Raw genomic sequence first — 16,264 nt, 5'->3', positions numbered from 1 at the left:
GAGACCTCAGGCCACGACGGGCGCGGTCTTGACCGTCGAACCGGTATAGATTTCGTCGATCGCACCGCCGAGCGAAGCGTCGAATTCCGCGTCGGTCATCTGGTGACGCAGGTCTTCGAGCAGCGCGCGACTGAAGCTGGCGATGATGCCGTTGTTCTTCGCCAGTTCGACGCAGGCTTCCGGACGCTTGTAGCCACCCGACAGGGCGACGACGCGCAGCACCTTGGGATGCGAGACGAGCGGATCGAACGTGCCGGGAACGAGCGGCAGCGACAGCTTGAGCATGACCTGCGTGCCTTCGGGCAGCGCGTCGAGCTGAGCGAGAATTTCCTTGAGCAGCAGCGCGTCGCATTCGGCGCGGGTTTCGCTCTTGATATTCACTTCCGGTTCGATGATCGGCATCAGGCCGCCCGCAAGGACGTCCTTGGCCACTTCGAACTGCTGCGCGACGACGGCGGCGATCCCGGCGGCATTGGCCGAATTGATGACCGAGCGTTCCTTGGTACCGAACACGCCGAGCGCCTTGGCGCGGGCAAGCAGTTCGCCCAGTTCCGGCATCGGCTTCATCAGCTGCACGCCGTCGGCTTCGGCTTCGAGGCCCTTGTCGATCTTGATGAAGGGAACAACGCCCTTCGAATTGAGCACTTCGGGAACCGGCTTGCCGTCGATCAGGCCATCCATGGTGCGTTCGAACAGGATCGCACCGATGACCTTGTCCCCGCTGAACGAGGGGGCAGTGATGATCCGGCTGCGCATGGCGTGGATCAGGCCGAACATTTCCTCTTCGGTGGTCCAGGCATCTTCTTCGATGCCGTAACCCTTCAGCGCCTTCGGCGTCGATCCGCCCGACTGGTCGAGCGCGGCGATGAAGCCTTTGCCTTCGGCGATCTTCCGGGTCTGTTCAGCGTGATTCATGCCCTGTTCCCATGGTTTGAGCCGGTTGCAGGCAGTCTTGCAAAAAGACCCCCGGTGCCACCGAAAAAAATGGTGCATACCTATGCGTCGACCGAGACTTACCCTGCCCCGATTTGCAGTGCAACACGGTCCGACACAACTCTCAACGATTTTTCATGCGCCGGTCGGCCCGTGGATGGTTTTCGCAATTCCTTGACCCATCGATGCGGACCGATAACGCTGTAATTCAAGCTATCTTACCCGATTCTTCGAAGAAAAGAGGGAGCTCGATGCGAGCGATAAGACAAATTACTGCAACCATCGCGCTTGTCCTGGCAACTCTTTCGCCAGCGTTGTCGCAAAATGCGATCGCGGCTCAAGTAAAAGTCGGGCAACCAGCCCCCAATGCCCGCCTCGAAACGTGGAATGGGGAAAAGTACGACCTCGCCTCGTTGCGCGGCAAAGTCGTGGTCATCAACTTCTGGGCGACATGGTGCGTGCCCTGCCGCAAGGAATTGCCGCTTCTCGACGGCTATTACCGCCAGATGAAGGATCATGGCCTTGTCGTTCTGGCTGCGACGACAGAGGATTCAGTCGGCGAACGGGATTTGCGCAAGCTGTTCGCGTTCCTTGCCATTACATCGCTGCACAGGTTGCGCGGCCCCTATCAACCGATGGAAGGCGTGCCGACCAATTACGTGATCGATCGGGCCGGTGTCGTTCGCTATGCCAAGGCCGGAGCCTTCGACCTCAACGCGCTCAACACCATCCTGATCCCGCTCTTGCGCGAACCGGCGCCTGCGCCGGTCCCTCTACCTGCGGCCGGTGGTGTTGCGGAGGCCCCGAAGACCCCCGCAACATTGGCGCTCAGGCGCTGAGCGCGGCGACGCCGGGCAGTTCCTTGCCTTCCATCCATTCTAGGAAAGCGCCACCCGCCGTCGAAACGTATGAGAAGTCGGCTGCAACGCCCGCGTGATTGAGCGCGGCGACGGTGTCCCCGCCCCCGGCAACCGAGATCAGCGCGCCTTCCTTGCTGAGCGCGGCGGCCGAACGAGCGAGAGCCACGGTCGCGGCATCGAAAGGCTCGATTTCGAACGCACCGAGCGGGCCGTTCCAGACCAGCGTGCGGCAGGTCTTGAGCACGTCGGCCAGAGCCTCGACAGCCTGCGGCCCGACGTCGAGAATCATCTCGTCGGCAGCGACTTCATGGACGTTGGTGATGCGCAGCGACGGCGGGTTGGCAGCAAATTCCTTGGCCACGGCCGCGTCGTAAGGCAGGTGAACGGTGCAACCGGCAACGTCCGCCGCATCGAGGATCGCCTCGGCGGTTTCCTTGAGGTCGTGCTCACACAGCGACTTGCCCACATCGACGCCACGTGCGGCAAGGAAAGTGTTGGCCATGCCGCCGCCGATGATCAGGTGATCGACCTTGTCCACCAGGTGCTTGAGCACATCGAGCTTGGTCGAGACCTTGGCGCCGCCGACGACCGCTGCGACCGGGTGCTCGGGATTGCCGAGCGCCTTTTCGAGCGCTTCGAGTTCGGCCTGCATCGCGCGCCCTGCATAGGCGGGCAGAACCTTGGCCAGTCCTTCGGTCGAGGCATGGGCGCGGTGGGCAGCCGAGAACGCGTCGTTCACGTACAAGTCGCCGAGCTTGGCGATGGCCGCGACGAGTTCGGGGTCGTTCTTTTCCTCACCCTTGTGAAAGCGGGTGTTTTCCAGAACGGTGATCGATCCCGGCGCCAGCGCGGCAACTGCGGCTTCCGCTTCGGCACCCGCACAATCGGCAACGAAGCCGACCGGGCGGCCGAGCGCGGCCGAAAGAGCGGGAACGACGTGAATCAACGAATTGGCGTCGCTGCGTTCGCCCTTGGGGCGTCCGAAGTGCGCAAGAACGAGCACCTTGGCGCCCTTGTCAGCCAGTTCGGTCAGCGTCGGCGCAGTGGCGCGCAGGCGCGTGTCGTCGGTGACCTTCCCATCGGCCATCGGCACGTTGAGATCCTCGCGCACGAGCACGGCCTTACCGGTCACGTCGGCGATATCATCCAGCGTCTTGAAGCTCATCAATCCGTCCCTTTCCCCAAATTGCCGCAGGCATGAAAAAGGCGCGCCGCCGGAGCCGTGCCTTGCGCGCGCAAACGCGAAAGCAGGCTCCGGGGCGCGCCCGAGATGCGATCAGAGCAGACCGGCGATGACGCCAGCGGTGTCGATCATGCGGTTCGAGAAGCCCCATTCGTTGTCGTACCACGACAGGACGCGAACCAGCGTGCCGTCGAGCACGGAGGTTTCGAGGCTGTCGATCGTCGAGGAATGCGAGTCGTGGTTGAAGTCGATCGAGACCAGCGGTTCGTCGGTGTAGCCGAGCACACCCTTGAGCGGACCTTCGGCAGCCGCCTTGAGCAGGGCGTTGACTTCATCCTTGGTGGTGGCGCGCTTGGGCACGAAGGTCAGGTCGACGACCGAGACATTCGGGGTCGGCACGCGGATCGCCGAACCGTCGAGCTTGCCCTTGAGTTCGGGCAGGACTTCGCCGACCGCACGGGCAGCGCCGGTGGTGGTCGGGATCATGCTCATCGCCGCGGCGCGAGCGCGACGCGGGTCCGAGTGGATCTGGTCGAGGATCTTCTGGTCGTTGGTGTAGCTGTGGATCGTCGTCATCAGGCCATGCTCGATGCCGACCGATTCATGCAGCACCTTGGCGAACGGCGCGAGGCAGTTCGTGGTGCACGAAGCGTTCGAGACGATCTTGTGTTCGGCGGTCAGCTTGTCGTGGTTCACGCCGTAAACGACAGTGAGGTCGACATTCTTGGCCGGAGCCGAGATCAGCACGCGCTTGGCGCCCGCGTCGAGATGCTTCTGGCCGCCTTCACGATCAGTGAAAAAGCCGGTGCATTCGAGCGCGATGTCGATGCCGTCGGCCGCGTGCGGCAGCTTGGCCGGATCGCGTTCGGCAGTCACCTTGATGCGCTTGCCATCGACGATCAGGTCCGAGCCGTCGACTTCGACCGTGCCGGCATAGGCACCGTGGACGCTGTCACGCTTGAACAGGCGGGCGTTGGCGACCGGGCTGCCCAGGTCGTTGATCGCGACGAGTTCGAGGCCACAGTCGGGACGCTCGAGAATGGCGCGAGCGACATTGCGGCCAATACGTCCGAAACCATTGATTGCGACTTTGGTCGCCATAGTTCACACCTCCTGTTGGATCACGCGATCCGGGCGAGAATTTGCGGAACGATCTTTTCCGCGGTGAGACCGAAATGGTCGTAAAGTACATCGGCAGGCGCCGATGCACCAAACGTGTCGATGCCGAACATCAGCCCGTCGCAGACGTATTTCTGCCAACCGGTGGTGACGCCCGCCTCGATCGAGACCTTGAGCACGCCTGCGGGCAGGATGTCGGCGCGATAGGCCGCGTCCTGCGCGTCGAAGAGTTCCCAGCTCGGCATCGAGATGACATCGGCACCGATGCCCTTCTCTTCGAGAGCCTTGGCACAAGTGACGGCGAGTTCGACTTCCGAACCGGTGGCCAGCAACACGACCTGACGCGGCGCAGTTGCCGCGACAAGGCGATAGCCGCCCTTGGCCGACAGGTTGCCGCCTTCGCTGCGCAGTTCCGGCAGGTTCTGACGCGACAGGGCCAGCACCGACGGCGTTGCCGGGGTGGCCAGCGCAAGTTGCCAGCATTCGGCAGTCTCGATGATGTCCGCCGGACGGAAAACCTGAAGATTGGGGATCAGGCGCATGCTCATGACGTGTTCGACCGGCTGATGGGTCGGACCGTCTTCGCCAAGACCGATCGAATCGTGCGTCAGGACATAGACCGCGCGCACATGCTGAAGCGCGGACATGCGGATCGCATTGCGGCAATAGTCCGAGAAGACCAGGAACGTGCCGCCATAGGGGATGACCCCGCCATGAAGCGAGGCGCCGTTCATGGCCGCAGCCATGCCGAATTCGCGGATGCCATAGTGCACGTGACGCCCGCCATAGGCCTGCGCACCGAAAGGCGTCGTGGCCTTGGTCTTGGTCAGGTTCGAGCCGGTAAGGTCGGCCGAACCGCCGAAGAGTTCGGGAACGGCAGGTGTCAGCACTTCAAGAGCAAGCTCGGAGGCCTTGCGCGTGGCAACCTTGCGCGGTTCAGAGAGCCATGCGGCAAAGCTGGCTTCGACTTCGCCCATCGGCGGCAGTTCGCCAGCCATGCGACGGTCGAATTCACCACGCAGCGGATTGCCTGCGGTGCGGGCCTGCCACTCGGCATGAGCGGCGCGACCACGCTCGCCGGTGGCGCGCCACGCGGCCAGCACTTCGGCGGGAACTTCGAAGGGAGCCGCAGTCCAACCGATGTTGGCGCGCGTTGCAGCCACTTCGTCGGCACCGAGCGGAGCGCCGTGGACGCTGTGCCCGCCTTCCTTGTTCGGGGCACCCTTGCCGATGACGGTGCGGCACGCGACCAGCGACGGACGCGGATCGGCAGCAGCTTCGGCAAGAGCGCGGGCGATGTCGGCAAAGTCGTGGCCGTCGCAGCTCGCGACGTGCCAACCGCTCGCCGCGTAACGCGCCGCGACATCTTCGGTCGTCGACAGGCTGGTGTCGCCGTCGATGGTGATGCGATTGTCGTCCCACAGGACGTTGAGGCGACCAAGGCCGAGCGTCCCGGCAAGACCGACTGCCTCGTGATTGATGCCTTCCATCAGGCAGCCGTCACCGGCGATCACCCAAGTGCGGTGGTCGACGAGATCGTCACCGAACACGGCGTTGAGATGACGTTCGGCCATCGCCATGCCGACCGCCATCGCCAGCCCCTGTCCCAGCGGACCGGTGGTGCATTCGACGCCGGGGATCAGGAAGTTTTCCGGGTGCCCTGCGCAAACGCTGCCCAACTGGCGGAAGTTGCGGATGTCGTCCATCGTCGGTGACGCGTAACCCGACAGGTGCAGCAGCGCGTAGATCAGCATCGAACCATGCCCGGCAGAGAGCACGAAACGATCGCGATCAGCCCAGCGCGGCGCGGCCGGGTCGAATTTCAGGAACTGCGACCAGAGCACCGTTGCGACATCGGCCATGCCCATCGGCATGCCGGGGTGGCCCGAGTTGGCGGCCTGCACGGCATCCATGGCGAGCGCGCGGATCGCGCCCGCCATCGGCGCCAGCGCGTTGGGTTCGCGGGTCATACCTAGAAGAAAAACCTTTCCAGCGTGGAATTCCCACGCAAACGAGACTGATTCGGTTGCGGCGCTCTTGGGCCAGCGCGCCCCCAACCGTCAAGGCTGGGCCCCGCCTCCGGAACGTTCTTTCCGCCTGGAAGTAACGCAGCGACGAGGCCTCCGTGCATTCCTATGCATTGGCTGCAAACAGCGACTTCGTCAAGCAAGGCATGCGCGTTGCGTCGACGCGGCGCAGCGGTCGGACGCCTTGCACCGGGATTGTCGCCATGCCGCTTGCGCCAGCGGGGCGATGTGCTAGCCAATGCAGCATGGGAACAGAAGGTCTCGAACAGGCGCTCGATCGCATCGAGCAAGCCGTTGCCCGGCTTGAGGCGAGCGCGGATGCGCGCGAAGCGGAAATGGCCGAAATGATTGCCTTGCGGGCGCGCCATCGCCGCCTCAAGGACACCGTCAGCAACGAATTGCAGCAGCTCGACCTGCTGCTTGCCAATCTGCCGCAAAAGCCGTGAAGAACGTCACCCTGACCATCGGCGGCCGCTCGCACGCCGTCGCCGTTCCCGTGGGCGAGGAAGCCCACATCGAAACTCTTGCCCGCATGGTTGACGACCGGGTGCGCAGGCTGCGCCTCGGCCAGGGGCAGACCGAAGTGCGCATGCTGCTCTTTGCGACGCTCATGCTTGCGGATGAACTCCTTGCGCTGGAAAAGGCGGGACCGGCGCCGGTCCCTGCGCCTCCCCCACCGGCCCCTCCCGCACCGCCACCCGCTCCCGAACCGGAAGTGGTAAGGGATCCGATTGCGCCCGAACTGCTCGCGCGTGTCGCCGATCTGGCAGCCAGGGTGGAAAAGCTTGCCGAACGTCTTGAGCAAAGCGGCGAGGCCTCCTAAATAGAGGCTGACGGGTTCTGCCCGGCACGAGCCGCATGAAACATCCCTGAGGCTATATCGAATCCAAGGGAGCTGTCCCTGGTCTGGACCGTGGTCCGGATCACATGGTTCCCACCTGACGTTGAGGCGTCAGAGGATTTTCCGAGCAAACGACCCATGGTGGGCCCGTCACCCCGCCGCACAGCGCGCACGATCCTCGACGAAAGGCCGTCGCGCCCCGGACAAAGGAGATGCCCGGTGAACGACGAGGATACTGCCGCGGTCGACAAGGCTGCGCTGCGCAAGGCTCTGCGCGCCACTCGCAAGGCTCATGTCGAATCGCTCGATCCGCGCATTCGCGCCCTGCTTCTGCTGCGTCCGCCAACGGCCCTGGTCGACCTCATCCCCAAGGGGGCAACGATCGGCCTTTATATCCCGGGTCGCTACGAGGCACCTGCGGTCGGTTACGCGCGCTTTTTCCATGATGCCGGACACAAGATCGCCATGCCGTGGTTCGCCGGGCGCGATACTCCGATGGAATTCCGGCACTGGACATTGCCGCATCTCGACGAATTGCTTGTTCCCGGCCCCTATGGCGTTCCCCAGCCCGAAGCGGATGTAGAAGCGCTCGAGCCCGATTTCCTGTTCGTCCCCCTGGTGGGCTTTACGGCGAACGGTGCACGGCTTGGGCAGGGCGGTGGTCATTACGACCGTTGGCTGGGTGCCCATCACGACGTTCCCGCGGTAGGCTTGGCGTGGGACTGCCAGCTTGTCGAAGAGCTGCCCCATGAAGACCACGATCGACCGTTGGTTGCGGTGGTGACGCCCACCCGCCTGTTCGGTCCCTTTGGAGAAAGCGGGGATGCCTGATTTCAACCCGGGCGATGCAAGGCCGACCTGGCGCAAACCCATCGGCGTCTTGACGCTCGTCATCGCACTGGCAATTTATGTCGGCGTCGTGGCCATGCTGGCCGGTCCGCTGGCAACATGGCCGGTGCTGGCCCAGATGGTGGCCTATATCGCGCTGGGCACGATCTGGATCCTGCCGCTCAGGCGATTCATGATCTGGATGGAAACCGGACGCTGGGGGTAGCTCCTCCAGCCCGGCGATTCTCAAGATTTCGGTGATTCTCGAAAGGCGAGCGATTCGCGGATCGGCAAGCCCGTCCGAAACTTCGACCGAAATTTCGGTCGTCACCTGATTTGAAAAACGGCAACCTCAGGCCGAAACGCAAAGAGGCGGACCGACTTGCGTCGTCCGCCACCTTGCCTGATCTTTATCCAGATCACTCGCCGCTCGGTGAAGATCAGGCGGCGAACCACCTGGACTTCGCCCGATCGGACTTTGCGAAACCATGGCGCGAGTGACGGGGCTCGAACCCGCGACCTCCGGCGTGACAGGCCGGCACTCTAACCAACTGAGCTACACCCGCGCATCTGGTTTCGCCCCGAAAAAGGGCATCTTCCCAAGCGGATGGCGCGAGTGACGGGGCTCGAACCCGCGACCTCCGGCGTGACAGGCCGGCACTCTAACCAACTGAGCTACACCCGCGTTTCCGCTTGGGAGCCGTGCCTCTATGGCCCCGCATCGAGACTGTCAACAAACCTGCACAAAGTTTTTTTCCACATGCTGATTTCACCCGGCCCTTTGTGGGGGAGAATCAGGTGCCGTTAACCTGAACTTCGCCACGATCGTGCAAGGAAACAGGGGTACCAACGACAGGCATGGCTTGGGGCGCCACAGATGTTGAAGCAGACGGCACGTGCGATGATCGGTTCGATAACGATGATGCCCCTTGTCGCGTTGGCGGCAACCGCGCCTACCCCCCTCTCGATAAACCGGGCGCTTGCCCCGCGCCCGGCCCGCGTCCGGCTTGCCAGTGACGTCTTCGTCGAACGCTTCGAAAGCGCGCCGGGCGGACGCATGGCGCGAGTGCTCGAACGGGCAGAGCAGCTTCACCCCGGAGACCGGCTGATCTTCGTCGTGAACTGGACCTCGAACGAAACCGGTGACTTCACCGTGATGAACCCCCTCCCCCATACGGTCGCCTTCCAGTCGAGCACGGATGCCAACGAGGAAGTATCCGTGGACGGCGGGCGCACCTGGGGCCCGCTGCCCACGCTGCTCGTGCGCGATGCCGGCGGCATCTGGCGCCGTGCAGCCCCGGACGACGTCACGCATGTGCGCTGGCGCGTTCCCGGTCGCCGCGCCGCCACCGGCGCGGGACAGATCACCTATCGCGGCGTGGTACGCTGAAAGGACGCTCTCAGGGCGCCAGCAGCCGAGCCGGACGTTCAAGCAGATTCTTCACCGCCTGAACGAACGAGGCCGCATCCCAGCCATCGACGACGCGGTGATCGCAACTGATCGACAGATTCATGAGCTTGCGCTTGGCAACACGCTCTCCCCCCAGTCCGTCGGGCACGAACATCGGCCGCTCGACGATTCGGTTGGGGCCGATGATTGCGACTTCGGGACGATTGATGACGGGTGTCGTCGCGACACCTCCCAATGCGCCGAGACTGGTGATGGTCAGTGTCGAGCCGATGAGGTCCTGACGCGCGATCACGCCCGAGCGCGCGTCCTCGGCAAGGCGGGCGATCTCGCGGGCCAGTTGCCACAGGTTTTTGTCCTGCGCATTGCGCAACACCGGAACCATCAGGCCCTGCGGGGTCTGTGTGGCGATCCCCATGTGTACGGCGCCATGACGCGTCACCACTTCGGCTTCGTCGTCATACCGCGCATTGATCATGGGAAAATCGGGAATCACCCGGCAGATCGCCGTGACCAGGAACGGCAGCAGAGTGAGACGCGGTCGGGTGTCGTCCTCGCCGTTAAGATCGGCGCGCATGCTTTCGAGCGCGGTCACGTCGATTTCCTCGACATAGGAAAAATGCGGGATGTGCCGCTTGGACGCCGCCATGTTCTCGGCGATCCGGCGACGCAGCCCGGCGACCTTCACCACTTCGTCGGCGCGAGCCTTTCCTGCTGCGCCATGGCCGCCGCCCGACCATGCAACATATCGGTCGAGGTCCCCATGGCGCACGCGCCCGTCCGGGCCGGGACGAACCACGGCAAGGTCGATCCCCAGATCGCGCGCCCGCGCCCGAACCGCCGGACTGGCCAGAACACGCAGTAACGGTGCCGCCGCAGGGCGGTCCTCACGGTCCGGAACGATTCGGGGCGGAGGCGGAAGGGAGGACGCGTGTTCATCGTTGCCCCGCTCGGACCCATCGCCGTCCCCGGTCTCGATGACGACCAGCGGCGCTCCGATGGCAAGGCGCGATCCCACTTCGCCCCCAAGCTCGACGATGCGCCCGGTCGCAGGGCTTTCCATCTCGACCGTGGCCTTGTCGGTCATGACGTCGGCAAGCGGCTTGTCCTCTTCGACCCAGTCGCCGACCGCGACGTGCCAGGCGACGATTTCGGCTTCGGCAATCCCTTCGCCAATGTCGGGAAGACGGAAAATGATGCGGCTCATGGGCTCGGCAACTCCGGCAGCAGAACGGGGATCAGGCGCGGGCGAGGCGGGCAAAGGCTTCACCAAGGCGGACGGGGCCGGGGAAATAGGCCCATTCGAGACTGTGCGGGTACGGCGTGTCGAAACCGGTCACGCGCTCGACCGGGGCTTCGAGGTGCCAGAAACACCGTTCCTGAACGAGGGCGGCGAGTTCCGCACCGAACCCGCCTGTGCGCGTGGCCTCATGCACGACGAGGCATTTGCCGGTCTTTTGCACCGACTTTTCCACAGCAACGATATCGAGCGGGACCAGCGTGCGCAAGTCGATCACTTCGGCATCGATACCTTCGCGTGCCGCCACTTCGAGTGCGACATGGACCATGGTGCCATAGGCCAGCACGGTCACGTCCTGCCCTTCGCGGGCAACGCGCGCGTTGCCGAGAGGGATGCGGTAATGCCCTTCGGGAACCATGCTGTCGGGATGGCGGGACCAGGGAATCGCGGGTTCGTCGTAATGCCCGTTGAAGGGGCCGTTGTAGAGCCGCTTGGGCTCGAAGAAGATCACCGGATCGTTGTCCTCGATCGCCGCGATCAGCAGACCCTTGGCGTCATGGGGCGTGCTCGGCACGACCGTCTTCAATCCGGCGACATGGGTGAACAGCGCCTCGGGGCTCTGGCTGTGCGTTTGCCCTCCAAAGATGCCGCCGCCAAACGGTGCCCGCACGGTCATCGGCGCGGTATATTCCCCCGCCGAGCGATAGCGCAGCCGCGCGGCCTCTGACACGAGCTGATCGAGGCCGGGATAGATGTAGTCCGCAAACTGGATCTCGGGTACCGGGCGCAGGCCATAGGCACCCATGCCGACCGCGACACCGATGATGCCGCATTCGGAAATCGGCGTATCGAAAACGCGGGTCTTGCCGTGTTTCCGCTGCAACCCGGCAGTCGCGCGAAAGACGCCGCCGAAATAGCCGACATCCTCGCCAAGGACGATCACCGAAGGATCGCGGGACAGCATGACATCGAGAGCGTCGTTGATCGCCTCGATCATGGTCATGGAGCGAGAGGTCATGGCCGCTCTCCCACATCGCCCTCGTCGCTCCAGTCGGGCCACTTGATGCGGCGCTCCCGGATCGCCTGCTCACTCTGTTCGACAAGGTGCCAGGGTGGCGTTTCGAAGACGTCCTCGAACATGGTGCGGAACGGGTGGTGGAGCCCCTGCCCCAGCGTGCCGTGCGCTTCGGCGGCCCGAACCGCGTCGCGCACTTCGGCATCCACGGCGGCATCCATGTCCGCCTGTTGCCCTGCATCCCAGACGCCGAGCGTGACAAGATGACGCATCAGGCGGTCGACGGGATCGCCCAGTGGCCATTCGGTGCGTTCGGCTGCGGAACGATATTGCCCAGGATCGTCGGACGTCGAATGTCCCTCTGCACGATAGGTGAAATGTTCGATCAAGGTCGGCCCGGCATTGGCGCGGGCCCGATCGGCAGCCCAGCGCACGGCGGCAAAGACCGCCAGCGGATCGTTGCCGTCGACGCGCAGGCCCGCGATCCCGTACCCGATCGCGCGCGCAGCAAAGGTCGTCCGTTCGGCACCGGCAAATCCCGAAAAGCTCGAGATCGCCCATTGGTTGTTGACGAGATTGATGACGACCGGTGCATGGTAGACCGCCGCGAAAGTCAGGCCGGAATGGAAGTCCCCTTCCGCGCTCGATCCTTCCCCGACAAAGGCGGTCGCGATCCGGCTGTCGCCGCGAATGGCACTCGCCATGGCCCAGCCCACCGCTTGCGGGATCTGCGTCGCCAGATTGCCAGAGATCGAGAAGACCGACTGCGCCCGTGCCGAATACATGATCGGCAATTGCCGCCCCTTGAGCCGGTCGGCGCGGTTGGAAAAGATCTGGTCGACCATCTCGACCAGAGGGTACCCCCGCGCGATCAGCAAGCCCTGCTGACGATACGTCGGGAACACCATGTCATCGTCCGCAAGCGCCAGCGCGGTCGCGACCGCGGTCGCCTCTTCCCCGGTCGATTTCATGTAGAAGCTGGTCTTGCCCTGCCTCTGGGCGCGCACCATCCGTGCGTCAAACGCCCGGGTCAGCGCCATCAGCCGCAACATGCGGATCAGCGTTCCTGGATCGAGCGCGGGATTCCATGGACCGTGCGCGAGGTCGTCCTCGCCCAGAACACGGATCAGATCGTGACACAGCCCATGCGTTGCGCTTGCCGCGCATGTTTCGTCGGGGCGTAGCTGTTCCCCGGCGCGTGAGAGCAGCAAAGCGCCGAAATCGACCGCATCACCGGGGCGAAAGCGCGGCTCGGGCACGTGCAGTGCCAACCGCGGCAGATTGCCGTCCATGCTCGTCCTGTCCCGTATCCCCGCCCCGCCGAATCTCGGCCGAAGACGGATTATTTTATGATTGGGAAATTATATTACAGGGACAGGACGTGGTCAATCATTCGCATCAGACCGCCACAGGCGCTGCCAGATGCTTTTGCGGGTGATAGTCGAGCACCGTGAAATCGCCAATTTCATAGTCGAAAATGCTCGCCGGACGGCGCCCCAGGACAAGACGGGGCGAGCCGGCGGGCTGGCGAGCGAGCTGCGCTTCGACGAGATCGCCGTGATTGAGATAGAGATGAGTGTCCCCGCCCATCCACACGAGCTCGCCGGGCAGGAGATCGCATTGCTGCGCCAGCATATGGATGAAGAGCGCCCCGCCCCAGAGATTGAACGGAAGGCCCAGCGCCACATCGCAACTGCGTTGATAGACGATGCCGGACAGCCTGCCGTCGGCGACATGGAACTGATAGGTCTTGTGACAGGGCGGCAAAGCCATCGCGTCGAGCTCGGCGACATTCCAGCCCTCGACGATGTGACGCCGTCCGCCCGGATTGCGACGCAGCCCTTCGACCAGCTCGGCGACCTGATTGATCCCGCGCTCACGCCGCCGGAACAGCCCTGCCCCGGCCGCAGCATCGGCCTCATAGACCGGCCAGTCAGTCCATTGCTTGCCATAGACCGGGCCGAGTTCGCCCCAGCGGGCCGCGAAATCAGCGTCCTCGACAATGCGACGGGAAAAATCCTCGCGCGTCATCCGATCGCCGGTTTCGCGCCGATAGCGGTCGAGTGGCCAGTCGGTCCAGATTTCGACGCCTTGCGCGCAGAGCGGGCGAATGTTGGTCTCTCCGGTCAGGAACCACAGGAATTCGCGGGTCGCCGTCTTCCAGTAGATGCGCTTGGTCGTGAGCAGAGGCACTTGCCCGTCCGACAGGTCGAACCGCAGCGTGGTGCCGAAGATCGAGCGCGTTCCGACTCCGGTCCGATCGATCCGCTCGTCCCCGTGGCTCCAGATTCGCGCCATAAGGTCGAGGTATTGCTGTTCGTAGTGGGTTTGCGCGCTGCTCGTCATACTGCCTAACCTAACCCTGTGTGATTTCGCGACAAAGCAAACTCCGCGGATTCCTGTGGATCGCCAAAGTTACCCACAGCCCCGACGCGAAATTTTGCAGAAATGTCATTTTCTCCGCTTGCCACGTCGGAAACCCCTACCTATAGGGCGGCTCTGCCTTGGCCGCCCAGCAATGAGCGGCCTCCGGTCGGGGAGTAGCTCAGCCTGGTAGAGCACTGTCTTCGGGAGGCAGGGGCCGGAGGTTCGAATCCTCTCTCCCCGACCACTTACTTCCTTGGGTGTCCAGGGGATTGAAAGCGCCGGCCGCAAGGTCGGCGTTTTTCATGTCCGGGCGACCACGCCGGACCGCGCGGAGGTCATCCCCCGCGCAGCAATTGCACCCCCCAATCCCGCTCGAACAGATAAAGCAGCACCCGCGCCGCTTCTCCGCGCGGGCTGGAGAGCCCCCCGTCCCGCTCCATCAGCAGGCGTGCGTCGTCATGAGCGAGAGGCAAAAGGCGCGCGATCTGATCAAAACTGGCAACGCGGAATGGAGTATCGCCCGACTGGCGCGTCCCGAGCAGTTCACCGCCGCCACGCAGACGCAAGTCTTCCTCGGCCAACAGGAACCCGTCCTGCGTTTCGCGCATGAGCGCCAGACGCTCGCGCCCGGTTTCCGACAGGGCTTCGCCGCGCAGCAAAAGACAGGTCGACCGCCCGGTTCCGCGCCCCACTCGCCCGCGCAACTGGTGCAACTGGGCAAGGCCGAAGCGTTCGGCGTGCTCGATCACCATCAATGTCGCATTGGGAACGTCGACACCGACTTCGATGACGGTCGTTGCCACCAGCAAACCGGCCTCGCCCCGCGCGAAACGCTCCATCGCCGCGTCCTTCGCCTCGGGACGCAATTGCCCGTGGACGAGCTCGACGCCATCCCCGAACCGCTCTTTCAACAAGGCATGGCGCGCTTCGGCTGCGGCCAGATCCTCGGTCTCCTGTTCGCGAACCATGGGGCATACCCAATAGGCCTGCCCACCCTTGGCCAGATGCCGACCGATCCCCGCGATCACTTCCTCGACGCGATCGGTCGAAACGACGCGCGTGTCGATGGGCTGGCGTCCGGGCGGCATCTCGTCGAGCCGGGAAACGTCCATTTCGCCATATTGCGCCAATGTCAGCGTGCGCGGGATCGGCGTTGCGGTCATGGCAAGGCAATGCGCAGTGGTGCGGGCCTTTTGCGTCAGCATCAATCGCTGGCCGACGCCAAAGCGATGCTGCTCGTCGATCACCACCAGCGCGAGATTGCGATAGGCGACCGCTTCCTGAAAGATCGCATGCGTGCCGACGCAGATCTGGATCGAACCGTCGAGGAGGCCCATCAGCGTCGCCTCGCGCGCCTTGCCCTTGTCCCGTCCGGTCAGGAGAGCGATGGTCACCCCGGTTCCGGCCGCCATGCGACGCAGGGTCTCGGCATGTTGGCGGGCCAGGATTTCGGTCGGCGCCAGCATGGCGGCCTGAGCCCCGGCCTCGACCGCGATCAGCATGGCATGAAGCGCCACTGCCGTCTTGCCCGAGCCGACATCGCCCTGCAGCAAACGCAACATTGGCGCACCCTGCGCAAGATCGGCTTCGACTTCGGCAATGGCGCGTTGCTGCGCGCCGGTCAGTGAAAACGGAAGGTCGAGTCGCTTGCGCAAATGCCCGTCGCCGTGGAGCGGCAAGCCCCGCCTTGTCCGGTTGCTTGCCCGGACAAGCATCAGGGCAAGGCTGTTCGCGAGCAATTCGTCGTAGGCGAGGCGATCCCGCGCCTTGGCATTCTCACCCTTGTGCGCCTCGGCCACCGCCTCGGCCCAGTTTGGCCAGGCTTCCCGCGCCAGCAGTCCCGGCTCGACCCATTCGGGCAGGTGAGGCAAATGCCCGAGCGCCTGATGCACCAGTCCGGCGATCCGACCTTGCGTGAGCCCTTCTGACAGGGGGTAGACCGGCTCGGTGAGATGCGCGGTCAGTTCGCCGCTGTCCTGCGCGACATGATCGGGGTGAACGATCTGGCGCATCTGCCCGAACTGGTCGAGGCGCCCTGCGATCCAGCGCCGTTCGCCCACCGGCAGCAGCTTGCGCGCGGTATAGGATGCACGGCCGAAATACGTGAGCGTCACGATATCGCCCGCATCGTCCTCGGCCAGCACGCGAAAGGGCCCCCGCCCGGCACTGGCACGATGTTCGCGCACGGTAAGGCCGATGACGATGTTTTCGCCGATCCCTGCCTCGTCAAGGCGCGTCACCGCGCGGCGGGACACGAACCGATCCGGCAGGTGATAGACGAGATCCCTGACACGGGTCAGGCCGAGCTTTTCAAGAGGACGGGCCAGCCCCGGGCCAACGCCCTTGAGACTTTCGGTTTCGGCGAAAAGCGGATTGAGAAGATCGGGGCGCATGGCCCTGCGGGTCATAACGGGAACATCGTCCGCGCGCCACTCCCGCACGC

General features: G+C 64.2%; 15 protein-coding genes and 3 tRNA genes. 7 read left to right on the top strand and 11 right to left on the bottom strand.

The genetic code is table 11. The annotated features are described in order from the left end of the window. Window positions 1-6: 6 nt before the first annotated feature. The gene (locus Y88_RS03775) at window positions 7-915 is read right to left on the bottom strand and encodes a fructose bisphosphate aldolase (protein ID WP_008066446.1); all 909 of its coding nucleotides are present in this window, start codon (window positions 913-915) and stop codon (window positions 7-9) included. 332 nt (window positions 916-1,247) lie between these two features. On the opposite strand from Y88_RS03775, the gene Y88_RS03770 reads away from it, so the two are divergent. After that, window positions 1,248-1,772 (top strand): TlpA family protein disulfide reductase, encoded by a 525-nt coding sequence (locus tag Y88_RS03770; protein WP_018075408.1) that lies wholly within the window; start codon window positions 1,248-1,250, stop codon window positions 1,770-1,772. On the opposite strand, the gene Y88_RS03765 is transcribed toward Y88_RS03770, so the two are convergent. The 3 genes from Y88_RS03765 to tkt form a co-directional block, all read right to left on the bottom strand. After that, window positions 1,762-2,958 (bottom strand): phosphoglycerate kinase, encoded by a 1,197-nt coding sequence (locus Y88_RS03765; protein WP_008066440.1) that lies wholly within the window; start codon window positions 2,956-2,958, stop codon window positions 1,762-1,764. The two genes, Y88_RS03770 and Y88_RS03765, sit on opposite strands and share 11 nt — an antisense overlap. Before the next feature lie 111 nt (window positions 2,959-3,069). Next, window positions 3,070-4,077, bottom strand: a complete 1,008-nt coding sequence (gene gap / locus Y88_RS03760; protein WP_008066439.1) for a type I glyceraldehyde-3-phosphate dehydrogenase — start codon at window positions 4,075-4,077, stop codon at window positions 3,070-3,072. Window positions 4,078-4,097: 20 nt separating this feature from the next. After that, the gene (tkt, locus tag Y88_RS03755) at window positions 4,098-6,065 is read right to left on the bottom strand and encodes a transketolase (protein ID WP_008066438.1); all 1,968 of its coding nucleotides are present in this window, start codon (window positions 6,063-6,065) and stop codon (window positions 4,098-4,100) included. 302 nt (window positions 6,066-6,367) lie between these two features. Between tkt and Y88_RS19110 the strand changes: the two genes are divergently transcribed. The 4 genes from Y88_RS19110 to Y88_RS03735 all read left to right on the top strand — a co-directional run bounded on the left by Y88_RS19110 (window position 6,368) and on the right by Y88_RS03735 (window position 8,017). Then, complete coding sequence (locus Y88_RS19110; RefSeq protein WP_008066437.1) at window positions 6,368-6,568, top strand: hypothetical protein; 201 nt, start codon at window positions 6,368-6,370, stop codon at window positions 6,566-6,568. Continuing rightward, entirely contained in the window at window positions 6,565-6,945 is a 381-nt protein-coding gene (locus Y88_RS03745; protein WP_008066436.1) for a cell division protein ZapA, read from the top strand. The genes Y88_RS19110 and Y88_RS03745 overlap by 4 nt, the downstream gene beginning before the upstream one ends. Window positions 6,946-7,182: 237 nt before the next feature. Continuing rightward, a complete protein-coding gene (locus tag Y88_RS03740; protein WP_008066435.1) occupies window positions 7,183-7,794 on the top strand; it encodes a 5-formyltetrahydrofolate cyclo-ligase in 612 nt (203 codons plus the stop codon). Continuing rightward, complete coding sequence (locus Y88_RS03735; protein ID WP_018075410.1) at window positions 7,787-8,017, top strand: DUF2842 domain-containing protein; 231 nt, start codon at window positions 7,787-7,789, stop codon at window positions 8,015-8,017. The genes Y88_RS03740 and Y88_RS03735 overlap by 8 nt, the downstream gene beginning before the upstream one ends. Window positions 8,018-8,280: 263 nt before the next feature. Here Y88_RS03735 and Y88_RS03730 read toward each other — a convergent pair. Next, window positions 8,281-8,357, bottom strand: a tRNA-Asp gene (locus tag Y88_RS03730). Between the two features lie 42 nt (window positions 8,358-8,399). Beyond that, window positions 8,400-8,476: transfer RNA gene (locus tag Y88_RS03725), tRNA-Asp, on the bottom strand. Between the two features lie 192 nt (window positions 8,477-8,668). Between Y88_RS03725 and Y88_RS03720 the strand changes: the two genes are divergently transcribed. After that, window positions 8,669-9,181: a hypothetical protein gene (locus tag Y88_RS03720; RefSeq protein ID WP_008066433.1), complete on the top strand. Its 513-nt coding sequence runs from the start codon at window positions 8,669-8,671 to the stop codon at window positions 9,179-9,181. Window positions 9,182-9,191: 10 nt separating this feature from the next. Here the strand turns inward: Y88_RS03720 and Y88_RS03715 are convergent, their stop codons facing one another. The 4 genes from Y88_RS03715 to thyA form a co-directional block, all read right to left on the bottom strand. Further along, the gene (locus tag Y88_RS03715; protein ID WP_008066427.1) at window positions 9,192-10,406 is read right to left on the bottom strand and encodes a dihydrolipoamide acetyltransferase family protein; all 1,215 of its coding nucleotides are present in this window, start codon (window positions 10,404-10,406) and stop codon (window positions 9,192-9,194) included. Window positions 10,407-10,437: 31 nt separating this feature from the next. Further along, window positions 10,438-11,442, bottom strand: coding sequence for an alpha-ketoacid dehydrogenase subunit beta (locus Y88_RS03710; protein WP_008066425.1), 1,005 nt, complete (start codon window positions 11,440-11,442; stop codon window positions 10,438-10,440). An 11-nt stretch (window positions 11,443-11,453) separates the two neighbouring features. Further along, entirely contained in the window at window positions 11,454-12,746 is a 1,293-nt protein-coding gene (locus Y88_RS03705) for a thiamine pyrophosphate-dependent enzyme (protein ID WP_008066414.1), read from the bottom strand. Window positions 12,747-12,852: 106 nt separating this feature from the next. Next, entirely contained in the window at window positions 12,853-13,800 is a 948-nt protein-coding gene (gene thyA / locus Y88_RS03700; RefSeq protein WP_008066412.1) for a thymidylate synthase, read from the bottom strand. A 188-nt stretch (window positions 13,801-13,988) separates the two neighbouring features. Here thyA and Y88_RS03695 point away from each other — a divergent pair. Then, window positions 13,989-14,065: transfer RNA gene (locus Y88_RS03695), tRNA-Pro, on the top strand. Between the two features lie 91 nt (window positions 14,066-14,156). Here the strand turns inward: Y88_RS03695 and recG are convergent. Beyond that, window positions 14,157-16,214 (bottom strand): ATP-dependent DNA helicase RecG, encoded by a 2,058-nt coding sequence (recG, locus tag Y88_RS03690; RefSeq protein WP_026166828.1) that lies wholly within the window; start codon window positions 16,212-16,214, stop codon window positions 14,157-14,159. Window positions 16,215-16,264: the final 50 nt, after the last annotated feature.

The sequence above is a fragment of the Novosphingobium nitrogenifigens DSM 19370 genome (assembly GCF_000192575.1).
In the GTDB taxonomy this organism is placed as follows: Bacteria; Pseudomonadota; Alphaproteobacteria; order Sphingomonadales; family Sphingomonadaceae; genus Novosphingobium; species Novosphingobium nitrogenifigens.
This window is presented reverse-complemented; position numbering and strand designations above follow the sequence as displayed.